17 protein-coding genes and 4 tRNA genes are annotated in these 14565 nt (G+C 35.4%); 20 read left to right on the top strand and 1 reads right to left on the bottom strand.

Annotation, left to right across the window (positions count from 1 at the left end; translation table 11 throughout):
* Positions 1-10: 10 nt before the first annotated feature.
* The 4 genes from EKL96_RS13000 (at position 11) to EKL96_RS13015 (ending at position 3780) form a co-directional block, all read left to right on the top strand.
* Positions 11-1372: a pyridoxal-phosphate dependent enzyme gene (locus EKL96_RS13000; protein ID WP_126463118.1), complete on the top strand. Its 1362-nt coding sequence runs from the start codon at positions 11-13 to the stop codon at positions 1370-1372.
* A 218-nt stretch (positions 1373-1590) separates the two neighbouring features.
* On the top strand, positions 1591-2073 hold the full coding sequence (locus tag EKL96_RS13005) for a 3'-5' exonuclease (protein ID WP_126451891.1): 483 nt from the start codon (positions 1591-1593) through the stop codon (positions 2071-2073).
* 118 nt (positions 2074-2191) lie between these two features.
* Positions 2192-3463, top strand: coding sequence for a DUF2851 family protein (locus EKL96_RS13010; RefSeq protein WP_126463120.1), 1272 nt, complete (start codon positions 2192-2194; stop codon positions 3461-3463).
* 89 nt (positions 3464-3552) lie between these two features.
* Entirely contained in the window at positions 3553-3780 is a 228-nt protein-coding gene (locus tag EKL96_RS13015) for a PspC domain-containing protein (protein ID WP_126451893.1), read from the top strand.
* Between the two features lie 73 nt (positions 3781-3853).
* On the opposite strand, the gene EKL96_RS13020 is transcribed toward EKL96_RS13015, so the two are convergent.
* Positions 3854-5332: an amino acid permease gene (locus EKL96_RS13020; protein ID WP_126451894.1), complete on the bottom strand. Its 1479-nt coding sequence runs from the start codon at positions 5330-5332 to the stop codon at positions 3854-3856.
* 259 nt (positions 5333-5591) lie between these two features.
* Between EKL96_RS13020 and EKL96_RS13025 the strand changes: the two genes are divergently transcribed.
* From EKL96_RS13025 to rplL, 16 genes are all read left to right on the top strand, one after another.
* Complete coding sequence (locus EKL96_RS13025) at positions 5592-6488, top strand: ComEA family DNA-binding protein (protein WP_126463284.1); 897 nt, start codon at positions 5592-5594, stop codon at positions 6486-6488.
* 165 nt (positions 6489-6653) lie between these two features.
* Positions 6654-7823, top strand: coding sequence for an acyl-CoA dehydrogenase family protein (locus EKL96_RS13030; RefSeq protein WP_126463122.1), 1170 nt, complete (start codon positions 6654-6656; stop codon positions 7821-7823).
* A gap of 322 nt (positions 7824-8145) precedes the next feature.
* Positions 8146-8340, top strand: a complete 195-nt coding sequence (rpsU, locus tag EKL96_RS13035) for a 30S ribosomal protein S21 (RefSeq protein WP_035670421.1) — start codon at positions 8146-8148, stop codon at positions 8338-8340.
* Between the two features lie 68 nt (positions 8341-8408).
* On the top strand, positions 8409-9305 hold the full coding sequence (locus EKL96_RS13040) for a tyrosine-type recombinase/integrase (RefSeq protein WP_126463124.1): 897 nt from the start codon (positions 8409-8411) through the stop codon (positions 9303-9305).
* Positions 9306-9336: 31 nt separating this feature from the next.
* Positions 9337-9639 carry a ribosome hibernation-promoting factor, HPF/YfiA family gene (gene hpf, locus EKL96_RS13045; RefSeq protein WP_126455885.1) on the top strand — a complete coding sequence of 101 codons (303 nt, stop codon included), beginning with the start codon at positions 9337-9339 and terminating at the stop codon, positions 9637-9639.
* Positions 9640-9729: 90 nt separating this feature from the next.
* Positions 9730-9803 (top strand) — tRNA-Thr (locus tag EKL96_RS13050).
* 33 nt (positions 9804-9836) lie between these two features.
* Positions 9837-9917, top strand: a tRNA-Tyr gene (locus EKL96_RS13055).
* Positions 9918-9968: 51 nt separating this feature from the next.
* A tRNA-Thr gene (locus EKL96_RS13060) sits at positions 9969-10040 on the top strand.
* Positions 10041-10093: 53 nt separating this feature from the next.
* Entirely contained in the window at positions 10094-11281 is a 1188-nt protein-coding gene (gene tuf, locus EKL96_RS13065; RefSeq protein ID WP_126455883.1) for an elongation factor Tu, read from the top strand.
* 66 nt (positions 11282-11347) lie between these two features.
* A tRNA-Trp gene (locus tag EKL96_RS13070) sits at positions 11348-11418 on the top strand.
* Positions 11419-11435: 17 nt separating this feature from the next.
* Positions 11436-11633 carry a preprotein translocase subunit SecE gene (gene secE / locus EKL96_RS13075; protein WP_126455881.1) on the top strand — a complete coding sequence of 66 codons (198 nt, stop codon included), beginning with the start codon at positions 11436-11438 and terminating at the stop codon, positions 11631-11633.
* Between the two features lie 10 nt (positions 11634-11643).
* Complete coding sequence (gene nusG, locus EKL96_RS13080) at positions 11644-12195, top strand: transcription termination/antitermination protein NusG (protein WP_126455879.1); 552 nt, start codon at positions 11644-11646, stop codon at positions 12193-12195.
* A gap of 65 nt (positions 12196-12260) precedes the next feature.
* Positions 12261-12707, top strand: a complete 447-nt coding sequence (gene rplK / locus EKL96_RS13085; RefSeq protein ID WP_126455877.1) for a 50S ribosomal protein L11 — start codon at positions 12261-12263, stop codon at positions 12705-12707.
* A 3-nt stretch (positions 12708-12710) separates the two neighbouring features.
* Entirely contained in the window at positions 12711-13400 is a 690-nt protein-coding gene (rplA, locus tag EKL96_RS13090; protein WP_126455876.1) for a 50S ribosomal protein L1, read from the top strand.
* Between the two features lie 22 nt (positions 13401-13422).
* Positions 13423-13935: a 50S ribosomal protein L10 gene (gene rplJ, locus EKL96_RS13095; protein ID WP_126455874.1), complete on the top strand. Its 513-nt coding sequence runs from the start codon at positions 13423-13425 to the stop codon at positions 13933-13935.
* Between the two features lie 92 nt (positions 13936-14027).
* Positions 14028-14396 carry a 50S ribosomal protein L7/L12 gene (gene rplL, locus EKL96_RS13100; RefSeq protein ID WP_126455872.1) on the top strand — a complete coding sequence of 123 codons (369 nt, stop codon included), beginning with the start codon at positions 14028-14030 and terminating at the stop codon, positions 14394-14396.
* Positions 14397-14565: the final 169 nt, after the last annotated feature.

The following is a 14565-nucleotide window of genomic DNA, read 5'->3' on the forward strand; positions in this document are numbered from 1 at the left end:
TTATTATACAATGCGCTACGCAGAAAATATATTAGGTACCATAGGCAACACCCCATTAGTGAAACTCAATAAAGTAACTGCCGAAGTAGAGGCCTTAGTACTTGCTAAGGTGGAAACGTTCAATCCAGGAAATTCCGTAAAAGACAGAATGGCTGTAAAAATGATTGCAGATGCGGAGGCTGATGGCCGTTTACAGCCAGGCGGAACTATTATTGAAGGAACTTCCGGGAATACAGGAATGGGATTGGCATTAGTCGCCATTATAAAAGGATACAAACTAATTTGTGTAATTTCAGACAAACAGTCCAAAGAAAAAATGGATATTCTTCGTGCCGTAGGCGCTAAAGTTGTGGTGTGTCCTACGGATGTAGAACCTACGGATCCAAGGTCGTATTATTCGGTTTCTAAACGATTGGCCAAAGAAACGCCTAATTCCTGGTATGTGAATCAATACGACAACCCTTCAAACGCTATCGCGCATTACGAGCAAACGGGACCGGAAATTTGGGAGCAAACAAGTGGTAAAATTACTCATTTTGTATCGGGGGTAGGCACTGGAGGAACTATTTCCGGAGTTGGGAAATATTTGAAAGAGAAAAATCCAAACATTAAAATTTGGGGAATCGATACCTATGGTTCTGTATTTAAAAAATACCATGAAACAGGAATTTTTGACGAAAATGAAATCTATTCGTATATCACAGAAGGGATTGGTGAGGACATATTACCCATGAATGTAGACTTTTCTTTGATTGACGGATTTACAAAAGTAACGGATAAAGATGCGGCGGTTTATACCCGTAAAATTGCACTTGAAGAAGGAATATTTGTAGGGAATTCTGCTGGTGCGGCGATCAAAGGATTGTTGCAACTCAAAGAACATTTTAAACCGGAAGATGTAGTTGTGGTTCTTTTTCATGATTCAGGAAGCCGTTATGTAGGTAAAATGTTCAATGACGACTGGATGCGGGAACGCGGTTTTCTAGAAGAAGAAATCACAAAGGCGGAGGATGTAATCAAAGATCATATCGACAAACCATTGATTGTGGTGCGTACCGAAGAATTAGTTTCGCACGCCATAGAAAGAATGCGTAAATACAAAATATCTCAAATTCCTGTCATTGATACCACCGGATTTGTAGGTTCTGTTGATGAAAGTGATTTGTTTCAAAGTTACGTAGCCGACAAAAATGTAGCTGATAAACCGATTAAAGATGTAATGGGAAAACCTTTTCCAATAGTGAAACACGGAACTCCTATTGAAGAAGTTTCTCGATTATTCACGAAAGAGAATGAAGCCGTTTTGATTGAATTAGAGAATGGAAATCACCATATTATAACTAAATATGATATTATTGGGTCGATAAAATAAGATTAAAACTGGATTTTATTCCCTAATTATACTCCAACAAGAATCAAAAAACCTGCAAGGTTTTTTGGTTTAATTACTTTGTTGCTGTAAAATTTTTGGAATCTAAAAGTTTGCAAGAACATCTAAAAAAAAGGTAACAAATACATTGAACTTCTATAATTGACAGTATTTTTGTAAATCTGAAATCAAATATCGTTAACCCTAAATCTGAAATCAAATTGACCTTCACCGCTATAGACTTTGAAACAGCAACCGCATACCATCCGTGTTCTGTAGGAATTGTAACCGTAGAAAATGGAATAATTACAGATGAGTTTGTTAGTTTAATCAAACCGCCAAATAATTTATATTCTCCTTTTACCATTCAAGTGCATGGGATTTATCCGCGTGATACCATGAATGCTAAGTCATTTGCTCAGGTATATCCTGAAATTAAAAAACGGTTGCAAAACAGGATGGTTGTAGCTCACAATGAAAGTTTTGACCGGAATGTTTTGGCAAAATCAATGGCGCTTTATAATTTAGAGTATGCGGATTTGAATATTGCCTCTCGTTGGGAATGTACCGTAAAAATATACAAAGCCAAAGGATTAAAACCAACTAAATTGAGCGATTGTTGCCGGGAAATGAATATCGCTTTGAATCATCACGAAGCGTTATCTGATGCTCGGGCTTGTGCCAAATTGTATTTGTTGAAATAAAAACATCCTATTTTACTAAAATAGCATTCGGTATTTTAGGGAAATTTCTGATTTTTTTTATTTTAGATAATTTGCTATTTTTTTTTACTACATTAGTCTTCAATCTAATATTTTCAATATGAAAGAAGATTTCCTCCATTACCTTTGGAAATTCAAGAAATTTGATACTTTGAATTTGAAAACTTTCAATGGAGAGGAAATCACAATTGTTGCTGTGGGCCAATATCTTGAACTGGCCGGTCCTGATTTTTTTAATGCACAAATAACGATTGCAAATCAAAAATGGGCAGGAAATGTCGAAATTCATCTTAAATCGTCAGACTGGTATGTGCATCATCATGAACAGGATTCAGGATATGAAAACGTTATTTTACATGTGGTTTGGGAGCATGATACGGAAGTGTTTAGAAGCAATAACAGCGAAATTCCGGTTTTGGAACTCAAAAAATATGTAGATAAGGCCACCCTTGAAAATTACCAATCTTTAATGGCACCCAAATCATGGATTTTTTGCGAAAAGCAAATTAATAAAATTGATGGATTTGTCTTTAAAAATTGGCAGGAACGTCTGTTTTTTGAACGTCTGGAAAGAAAAGCAAAATCTATATTTGATTTGTTAGAACAAACTAATCACGATTGGGAAGCAGTGTTGTTTTGCCTTTTGGCTAAAAATTTTGGATTAAATACCAATGGAGAACTCTTTTTTAAAATGGCACAAAACATTCCTTTTTCGGTGCTTAGAAAGGAAAGTTTTGAAATTGAGAATCTGGAAGCATTAATTTTTGGAACCGCAGGGTTATTGGATTGTGATAAGGAGGATACTTATTTCAAAGATTTAAAATTTAGGTATTTTTACTTGATACATAAATACCAATTGGAGCAAGGTGGCCAGGCACCAGTCCAGTTTTTTAAGCATCGCCCGGATAATTTTCCTACGATACGTCTTTCTCAATTGGCGAATTTATACCACAGTCAGGTACATTTATTTTCAAAAATAAGTGTTTTGAATTCATTAAAAAGTAGTTACGACCTGTTTCAGGTTTCGACTTCTGAATATTGGTTGAATCATTACCAATTTGATAAAGAAAGTCCAAAGAAAAGGAAATCGCTTTCAAAATCTTTCATTGACTTGATCGTCATAAATACCATAATTCCGCTACAATTTGCTTTTGCTAAAAGTCAGGGAAAAGAAATTTCAGAGGATTTAATTCGTCTGTTAGAAGAAGTTTCTCCGGAGAAAAATGCCATTATAGATAAATTCAAGTCTTTTGGGGTTCTCGCTGCAAGTGCTTTTGATACCCAATCATTACTGCAATTAAAAATGGAGTATTGCAACGCAGGTAAATGCTTAGAATGTGCCGTAGGAATGGAATTGTTGAAAAAAAATTAATTCAATTATTTTTGGATTTGTTTACTGGAGAATGTTGTAAATTTGTTTTTTAAATATGTGATTGACGAATTTAATACACTAACTGAAAAATGTCAGCAGTAATTAAGCTTAAGTTCTTTTTTGAGAAACACGGTTTTCATGTTTCCTCCCGCTTAGCAGATACCTTAGGAATGCGTGCCAGTAGCGTCCGACTATTTTTTATTTACTTGTCATTTGTTACAGCTGGCTTGTGGTTTGCCGTGTATTTAACTTTGGCTTTTTGGATGCGGTTGAAAGATTTAATTCGTGCAAAACGCACTTCGGTTTTTGATTTGTAAAAAGAGTTAAATAAAAAAAGGGATTCTAAAATAGTTAAACTATTCTAGAATCCCTTTTTTGTATGCTGTAAATTTATTTATCCGGATTGTTTAGTTTACTTTTTTTCTTACCGTAGGCAAAATAGATAGCAACTCCAATAATCATCCAAATGGCAAGTCTTTCCCAACTTTCAATAGGTAATCCAGCCATCAAGATTAGACAGATGATAACTCCTAGAATTGGAAATACTGGTACAAATGGCACTCTAAAACCTCTTACTGCATCGGGATTAGTTTTTCTCATTACAACAACTCCAATACATACAAGAGCAAACGCAAATAATGTTCCTATACTTACCATATGACCTAAGTCTGACACAGGAACAAATCCTGCAAACATGCTAACAAAAACCATGAAAAGTAGGTTTGTTTTGTATGGTGTTCTATTTGTTGCGTGTAATGTACTAAAAAATTTAGGTAATAATCCGTCAATACTCATACTGTAGAAAACCCTACTTTGCCCCATCAACATCACTAACATTACAGAGGTATATCCTGCAATAATCGCAATTGTTAATGCTGAGTTTAAGAATGTATAACCTGTCTTAGCAAACGCTGTAGTGACAGGGCTTGCGTCACCTTTAAAGTTAAGGTAGTTTTCTAAACCAGTTAAAACAAAAGCAAATAGAACATATAAAACGGTACAAATTATGAGCGACCCTAATATACCAATTGGCATACCTTTCTGTGGATCTTTTGCCTCTTGTGCAGCTGTAGAAACAGCGTCAAATCCTATAAATGCAAAAAACACAACTCCTGCACCTCTTAGAATACCACTCCAACCGTAATGACCAAAGTAATCGCTACTAAAGAAATTTAAAAATGTCATCTTTCCTGAGCTTAAAAGGGCTTCGCCTTCATTTACAGGGATAAATGGAGTATGATTCGCTCCGTCAATAAAACCCCATCCGATACCTATGAATACAATAACAACAGTTACTTTTAAAATAACCAAAATATTGTTTAATAAAGCTGATTCTTTTGTGCCTCTAATCAATAGTAGAGAAAGGGCACAGATAATTAATATGGCGGGTAAATTAATGAATCCTGGTTTCTGATCCCATGGTCCATGGAGTATCTCCTGGGGAATATGGAGTCCATAATTGGCGAGGAATTTATCTACATATTGAGACCAACTCACTGCTACTGTTGCGGCTCCAAGAGCATATTCAAGCACTAAATCCCATCCAATAATCCAAGCAACAAATTCTCCCATTGTGGCATAAGAATAGGTGTAAGCACTTCCTGCTACTGGGATCATAGAGGCAAATTCAGCGTAGCACAATCCAGCAAAGGCACAGCCTATCCCTGCTAAGACGAAGGATAGCGTTACTGCGGGTCCTGCATTATCTGCGGCTGCGATTCCTGTTAAAGAAAATAATCCTGCTCCGATAATTGCTCCAACTCCTAGCGCTACTAATGAACGTGAAGACAAAGTTCTTTTTAATCCTTTTTCAGATTCTGATGCTTCATTTAGCAATACCGAAAGGGGTTTAGTTTTCCAAATTGACATGGGTTATATGGTTTTGTTTGTTATTAAGCTCCAAATGTATTGTTTTTTATAAAAAATAAAAACAATAATTGAATTTTAAGTTGTAAAAAATGATTTGTCGTCTTTTTTAATATTGATTCCCGGTGAAATTATTTTGTCAAATAGGCTTGTAGCGGGTATTAATTTGTTTTTGAAAAAAAATCTACAGAAAGCGAACGGTCTTGATTTAATTTATAAATTTAGAATTATTTTTAATGCTAGCAAATCGATACGTACCCCCATGAGTTTTAAAACGATTCTAACTTATTTTAAGTTCACTAAGGAGCAACGAACCGGTATTTTCTTTTTGTTTGTAATTAGTGTAGTCCTGCAGCTGGTTTATTTTTTTGTTGATTTTAGAGCGGTATCTAAAGTGTATCCTGAAAAACAAAAATGGCTTTCTCTTCAAACTGCAATGGATTCCCTTACTATGGAAGCTGCAAATAAAAAGCCCAATGTGTATCTTTTTAATCCCAATTTTATCACAGATTATAAAGGATATAGATTAGGAATGTCTCTTCAGGAAATTGATCGTTTGCTCGCTTATAGAAAACAAAACAAATATGTAAATTCTCCTGAGGAGTTTCAGAACGTGACTAAAGTTTCAGACTCATTGTTAAATGTGCTAGCGCCTTATTTTAAATTCCCGGATTGGGTACTTGCTAAAAAACAGAAAACTAAATTTATTACATATAAAAAATATTCAAATCCAGCTTTCGCCAAAAAAGAAAAAATCCTAGTCATTGATATCAATAGGGCAACAAAAGAAGATTTGGTAAAAATTTATGGAATAGGTGAGGCCATTTCTATTCGCATTTTAAAACAAAAAGAAACGTTGGGCGGATTTGTTTCTATGGATCAAATGCAGGATATTTGGGGGTTGTCACCAGAAGTAATTGAGAATTTGAATACTCATTTTGAAGTTTTGGCGCTGCCTCAATTTAAAAAAATCAAGGTCAATACCGCTTCTTTAAAGGAGCTTTCTCAGTTTTATTATTTTAGGTATGTACTGGCCAGAGAAATTATAACTTATAGAAGCATGAAGGGGGATTTTAATAATATTGAGGATTTAATAAAAATTAAGGGATTTCCTGTTGATAAAGCAAAAATAATTGACTTATATTTGGACTTTAATTAGAAGTGTCAGATTTTAAGCCCCGGACAAGAGAATTGTATTGCCTTTTAAAATAGAGGTGTTACTTTTTTATTAGCGGATTATTTTTAATCGTTTAAAAACGAAATTTGAAATAGTACTGCTTTATTATGCTTCAATTAATACTATTTGTTAAGAAAAATATACTATATGAATTCAATTTATTTTACGGAAGAACACCATGCATTTAGAGAAAGTTTAAAAGATTTTCTGCAGAAAGAAGTTGTTCCGCATATCGAAAAGTGGGAAAAAACGGGCACAATAGAACGTTTTATTTGGGAAAAATTTGGCGAGATGGGGTACTTTGGTATTGCCTACCCAGAGGCTTATGGCGGTCTGAATCTCGATTTATTTTATACTGTTATTTTTCTCGAAGAATTGCAAAAAATTAAGTCATCAGGTTTTGCTGCTGCCATGTGGGCTCATGGGTATTTAGCGATGACCCATTTGAATGCTGAGGGTGACGAAAGGATAAAGCAAGATTACTTAGTGCCAAGTATCGCCGGAAAGAAAATAGGAGCTTTATGTATTTCAGAGCCTTTTGGGGGTAGTGATGTTGCGGGGATGCGCACTAATGCCGTAAAAAAAGGAGATAAATATATTATTAATGGTTCCAAAACATTTATTACAAACGGTGTTTATGCAGACTATTATATTGTTGCAGCAAAAACTAATCCTGAACTTGGAAACAAAGGGATTAGCATCTTTTTGATGGATACTGGTTTAAAAGGGATATCGGCTGTCAAACTAGATAAATTAGGTTGGAGAGCATCTGATACTGCTGAAATTGCCTTTGACAACGTAGAGATCCCAGCAGAAAACTTAATGGGTGAAGAGGGGAAAGGATTTCCTTACATCATGCAGCATTTTGCTTTGGAGCGTTTAATCATGGCGATAAATGCACATGCTAGAGCTGAATATGCAATAGATTATACAATAGATTATATGTCGCATAGAGAGGCATTTGGAAAAAAAATAAGTAAGTTTCAAGCACTAAGACATACGCTTGTTGAGCATGCAACAGAGGTAGAACACTGTAAGGTGTTTAACTATGCTGCTGTCGCTCGTTTAGACAAAGGGGAATACGTCGTAAAAGAGTCCACTATGGCTAAGCTGAAATCTACAAAAGTTGCAGATGATACTATTTATAGTTGTTTACAAATGTTAGGTGGTTATGGGTATATGGAGGAGTATCCATTGGCACGTTTGTTTAGGGACAGTCGTTTAGGGCCAATAGGCGGAGGAACTTCAGAAATTCTTAAAGAGATTTTAGGAAAATTAATTATTGATAATCAAAATTATGTGCCAGCGGTAAAGTAGTTTAGACTTTGATTAGGTAGTTTCTGGAGCGAATAAGTTTTGCTTAACGGGATGCTTTAGATTCAATAAAGTAAGTATTTTATAAAAAAAAGAGTCAATACACAAATTGACTCTTTTTTTTATGTCAAGGATAGTACTGCGAATTTTACCCCGATACCTCGCAATGAATAAGATTATAGCGAAAAGCTGGCAGCACATGATAGCCTATTCGTGAAACGGAATTGATATTTTGCAAGCATGCTCAAATAAATTCACAATTAATGACTTCCAATTCAAAATAATGTTTACTTTTGCACACTTAAAGAAAGGGGGTGTCTATATTATGTTAATTATACCAATTAAAGACGGAGAAAATATCGATAGAGCATTAAAACGCTACAAAAGAAAATTTGATAAAACAGGAACTGTTCGTCAACTAAGAGCACGTACTGCTTTTATTAAGCCTTCAGTTACAAATAGAATCAAAATTCAAAAAGCGGCTTATATCCAAAATATGAGAGATAACTTAGAGAGTTAGTCAATATCTATTAAATAAAATACCGTTAGTCATCAAAATTGTATAACTTTGATGCTAACGGTTTTTTTATGACTACTAATAAAGACGCTTTTCGGGATTATCTACAGTTGGAGAAAAAATATTCTCCTCATACCCTAACGGCATATTGTGCGGATATTGCTTCTTTTGAATCATTCAACAAAATTCACTTTGAGGAGCAAGGCATAGAGCAGGCAGGGTATAGTCAAATCAGGAGTTGGATTGTGGTACTTGTGGATGATGGGGTCTCGAATGGTTCTGTTAATAGAAAAATAGCGTCTTTAAAAGCATTTTACAAATTCCTGTTGAAAACAAAGCAAATTCGGGTTAGTCCATTGTCAGGGCATAAAGCATTGAAGGCTTCGAGGGTTTTGCAGGTTCCTTTTTCTGAAAAGGAAGTTTTGAATGTTTTAGATCAAATGCAAAATACAATTGGATTTGAAGAAGTGAGGAATAAACTCATAATCGATTTGTTGTATACTACCGGAATGCGACGCGCAGAGCTGATTCAGCTTCAAATAGCAAATATTGACTTATCCAATAGTACAATTAAAGTATTGGGCAAGCGAAGTAAAGAACGAATCCTTCCTGTTTTACCGGTACTGGCGGCTCAGTTTTGTTTGTACCTAAAGGAAAGAGCTTTGTTGGCAATAGTCGCTGATAATGCTTATTTTTTTCTCACAAAAAAAGGATTAAAATTAAATGATTCTTTTGTGTATCGGCTAATAAATTCTTACTTTAGTGGTGTGTCTGAGAAAGTAAAAAAAAGTCCACATATCCTGCGGCATACTTTTGCAACACATCTATTAAATAATGGTGCGGATTTAAATTCAGTAAAGGAATTGTTAGGGCATTCTAGTTTGGCTTCAACTCAAATTTATACCCATAGCAGTTTGTCAGAAATTAAAAATATTTATAAAGAGGCGCATCCTCGAGGACGTAAATGATTCGTAAAATGTTTAACTAAAAAAAATGATTATGAAGGTAAGTGTTCATGCAGTTAACTTTACTGTTGACAAAAAGCTAGTAGATTTTGTTCAAGAAAGAATGGACAAGTTAGAAAAATATTATGACAAGGTGGTATCCGCCGATGTTTTTTTGAAAGTGGAGAAGACTAGTGATAAAGAAAATAAAATTGCTGAGGTAAAAATGAATGTTCCTGGGGATGATTTTTTAGTTAAAAAGCAATGTAAAACTTTTGAAGAAGCCTTAGAACTTTCTGCTGAATCTTTAGAACGATTATTGGTAAAAAGGAAAGAAAAAATAAGTTCGCATATTTAATATGATTTTTTTTTAAAAAAAGTTTTGATTGAGAGATAAAATCTATACATTTGCAGTCCGTTAGAAATAGCGGACTTTTTTTATTGATTCGCCAGCGTAGCTCAGTTGGCTAGAGCAGCTGATTTGTAATCAGCAGGTCGTGGGTTCGAGTCCCTCCGCCGGCTCAAGACTGTAAAGGTCTGGCAATATAAAAAGTAGGGGAGATACTCAAGCGGCCAACGAGGGCAGACTGTAAATCTGCTGTGTAAACTTCGCAGGTTCGAATCCTGCTCTCCCCACGATGAAAGTTTTAAATTAATTTAAAATGCAACATTTAAAATTAATTCTCTGCCGGTGTAGCTCAGGGGTAGAGTGCTTCCTTGGTAAGGAAGAGGTCTCGGGTTCAATTCCCGACATTGGCTCAAGTAAGTAGGAAATAGAAATTAATATATAACAAGATTTAAAATTAAGTAAAATGGCAAAGGAAAATTTTAACCGTAACAAGCCCCATTTAAACATTGGAACAATTGGGCATGTGGATCACGGAAAAACGACATTAACTGCGGCAATTACAAAAGTATTGTCTGATGCAGGGTATTGTCAAGCAAAATCATTTGATCAAATTGATAATGCTCCAGAAGAAAAAGAAAGAGGTATTACAATTAATACATCTCACGTTGAGTATGAAACTGCTAATCGTCACTACGCTCACGTTGACTGTCCAGGTCACGCGGATTACGTAAAGAACATGGTTACAGGTGCTGCTCAAATGGATGGTGCTATTCTTGTTGTAGCTGCTACTGATGGGCCAATGCCACAAACACGTGAGCATATCCTTTTAGGTCGCCAGGTAGGTATTCCTAGAATGGTTGTATTCATGAATAAAGTGGATATGGTTGATGATGAGGAATTACTTGAATTAGTTGAGATGGAAATCAGAGACTTGTTATCTTTCTATGAATATGATGGAGATAATGGTCCTGTTGTTCAGGGTTCAGCTTTAGGTGGATTGAATAATGATCCAGCTTGGGTACCAAAAATTCTTGAATTGATGGCAGCTGTAGATTCTTGGATCGAAGAGCCGGTAAGAGATGTTGCAAAACCTTTCTTGATGCCTGTTGAAGATGTGTTCTCAATCACTGGTCGTGGAACTGTTGCTACAGGTCGTATCGAAACAGGTGTTGCTAATACAGGAGATCCAGTTGAAATCATTGGTATGGGAGCTGAAAAATTGACTTCTACTATTACAGGAGTTGAGATGTTCCGTAAAATCCTTGATAGAGGTGAAGCTGGAGACAACGTAGGTATTCTTTTAAGAGGTATTCAAAAAGAAGACATCAAAAGAGGAATGGTTATCTGTAAGCCAGGTTCAGTTAAACCACATGCTACTTTTAAAGCTGAGGTTTATATCTTGAAAAAAGAAGAAGGTGGTCGTCACACACCATTTCACAATAACTACCGTCCACAGTTTTATGTACGTACAACGGATGTAACAGGGATCATTACTTTGCCTACAGGTGTAGAAATGGTTATGCCTGGGGATAACTTAACTATTGATGTTGTGTTGCTTAGTGCAATTGCATTAAGTGTTGGTTTACGTTTTGCTATCCGTGAGGGTGGTAGAACTGTAGGTGCAGGTCAGGTAACTGAAATTGTAGCATAATCCAAATAGGATAAAAAAGTATAAAGCCAGTAACTCCGTAAAGTTGTTACTGGCTTTTATTAACGAACGGGCGTAGTTCAAGGGTAGAATAGCGGTCTCCAAAACCGTTGATGGGGGTTCGAATCCCTCCGCCCGTGCAAAAAAATAAATCATAATGACAAAAGTTGTTAATTACATATCAGAGGCATTTGAGGAATTAAAGTCAAATGTAACTTGGCCGGTTTGGGCTGAGGTTCAGCGTCTAACGATTGTTGTGGCTGTTTTTTCAGTATTATTCGCTTTGGCAACTTGGGGAGTAGATGAAATTTTCGCAAAAGCTTTGGCTGGTTTTTTTAACTGGATAAAAGCATAATTTTTTTGTTATGGCAGATAATAATATTAAAAAGTGGTATGTCGTTAGGGCGGTAAGTGGTCAAGAAAATAAAGTGAAAGCTTATATCGAAACCGAAATCGCACGACTTGGGATGGGTGATTATGTGTCACAGGTTTTGGTTCCTACTGAAAAAGTAGTTACTGTAAAAGAGGGAAAAAAGATAATTAAAGATAAGGTTTATTTTCCAGGATACGTCATGATAGAGGCTAATCTGATTGGTGAAATACCTCATATTATTAAATCAATAACAAGTGTTATTGGTTTTTTAGGAGAGATTAAAGGGGGGGAACCTGTTCCTTTGAGAATTTCCGAAGTGAATCGAATGTTAGGTAAAGTAGATGAATTAGCGGTTAATACCGATACACGTTCTATTCCTTTCAATATTGGTGAGACGATTAAGGTTGTTGATGGTCCTTTTAATGGTTTTAACGGAACTGTGGAGAAAATTAATGAAGAAAAGCGTAAACTGGAAGTAATGGTGAAAATTTTCGGAAGAAAAACACCATTAGAATTGAGTTTTATGCAAGTTGAAAAAGTATAATTTTGTTACATCTATAATATCCATTGCAATCGCTTCCAAAGATTGTAGTGTTAAATTTTTAAAAAATGGCTAAAGAAATTAGTAAAGTAGTTAAACTACAAGTTAAGGGAGGTGCTGCGAATCCATCGCCACCGGTTGGACCTGCTTTAGGTGCTGCTGGTGTTAATATCATGGAGTTCTGTAAGCAATTTAATGCAAGAACTCAAGATAAAGCCGGCAAAGTTTGCCCTGTGCAAATTACAGTGTATAAAGACAAATCTTTTGATTTTGTTGTAAAAACACCACCTGCTGCTGTCCAATTATTGGAAGCTGCAAAGCTAAAATCTGGTTCAGGTGAACCTAATCGTAAAAAAGTAGCTAACGTTACTTGGGACGTAATTAGAACAATCGCCGAAGATAAAATGGTGGATTTGAATGCATTTACTATCGAATCTGCTATGAGCATGATCGCAGGAACGGCTAGATCTATGGGTATAACTGTAACTGGAGATTCTCCTCTAAAACAAGGGTAAGACATGGCAAAATTGACAAAAAAGCAAAAAGAGGCTGCTTCAAAAATTGAAAAGAACAAATTATATTCTCTTAAAGATGCTGCGGCATTAATAAAAGTTGTTGCTTCTGCAAAATTTGATGAGTCTATTGATATCGCAGTTCGTTTGGGTGTAGATCCAAGAAAAGCGAATCAAATGGTAAGAGGTGTAGTAACATTGCCTCATGGTACTGGTAAAGATGTTAAAGTATTAGCATTGGTTACTCCGGACAAAGAAGCGGAAGCTTTGGCAGCTGGTGCTGACTATGTAGGTCTTGATGACTATTTACAAAAGATAAAAGACGGTTGGACAGATGTTGATGTAATTATCACAATGCCTTCTGTTATGGGTAAATTAGGTCCATTAGGTCGTATTTTAGGACCTAGAGGTTTAATGCCTAACCCTAAAACAGGTACTGTAACTATGGATGTTGCAAAAGCTGTTCAAGAGGTAAAAGCTGGTAAAATTGACTTTAAAGTTGACAAAACTGGTATAGTGCATGCAGGAATTGGTAAAGTCTCTTTTGGAGCTGAACAAATTGTTGACAATGCTCACGAAATTATTCAAACATTAATCAAACTTAAACCAACTGCGGCTAAAGGAACTTACATCAAAAGTATTTACCTAACTAGCACTATGAGTCCTGCAATTGCATTGGATCCTAAGGCAGTATAATTGGTAGTTAAAAATTTTTAGTATGACTAGAGAAGAAAAATCAATCGCGATTGAAGTTTTAACTGCACAGTTAGCTGGTACAAATATTATTTATGTATCTGATATTTCTGGAATGAATGCAGAAGCAACTACGAACTTAAGAAGAGCTTGTTATAAAGCAGGTATAAAATTAGAAGTAGTTAAAAATACATTGCTTGCAAAAGCAATGGAAGCATCAGCTAATGATTATGGAGATTTACCTTCAGTTTTGACTGGTAATAGTGCTATATTCATTTCTGAGATAGCAAACGCTCCGGGTAAGATAATAAAAGATTTCAGAAAAAAATCAGCTAAACCGGTATTAAAGGGAGCTTATATCAACTCTGAAATTTATATTGGAGACGATCAATTAGATGCATTAGCAACTATTAAATCTAAAGAAGAGCTTATCGGCGAACTTATTGGATTATTGCAGTCACCAGCACAAAGAGTTATTTCTGCTCTTCAAAACCAATTTGCCAAAAGCGAAGAGGCAACAGAGGAAGTGGAGGCATAATGAAAGAAGAGTTTTACTCTAATTTTATTACATAAAACGCGCACAATAAATAAATTATATTTTTTACAAATCATTTTAAAACGATAGAAAAAATGGCAGATTTGAAACAATTCGCAGAACAATTGGTTAACCTAACGGTAAAAGAAGTTAACGAATTAGCAACAATATTAAAAGATGAGTACGGAATCGAACCAGCTGCTGCAGCTGTAGTAGTTTCAGGTGGTGGCGAAGCTGCTGCTGAAGATGTTCAAACAGAATTTACAGTGGTTTTGAAAGCAGCAGGTGCTTCTAAATTAGCAGTTGTAAAATTAGTTAAAGAACTTACTGGTTTAGGTTTGAAAGAAGCTAAAGATGTAGTAGACAGCGCACCAAGCAATGTTAAAGAGGGTGTGACTAAAGATGAAGCAGAAGCGCTTAAAAAATCTTTGGAAGAAGCTGGAGCTGAGGTTGAACTTAAATAGTTCACTCTAGTTTTGAAAATAAGGTTTAGGTCTTGGAGTCATCCAAAGACCTAAACCATTTTTCGTATAACAAAAGGCTACGTTGTATTAGTACATACTAGTCTTTTAAAATAGATTCATTTTATCCATTACGAGGAAAAAAAATTAACAGATAATAAGAAAGTAGTTA

The sequence above is a fragment of the Flavobacterium sp. LS1R10 genome, from assembly GCF_003968825.1.
GTDB lineage: Bacteria > Bacteroidota > Bacteroidia > Flavobacteriales > Flavobacteriaceae > Flavobacterium.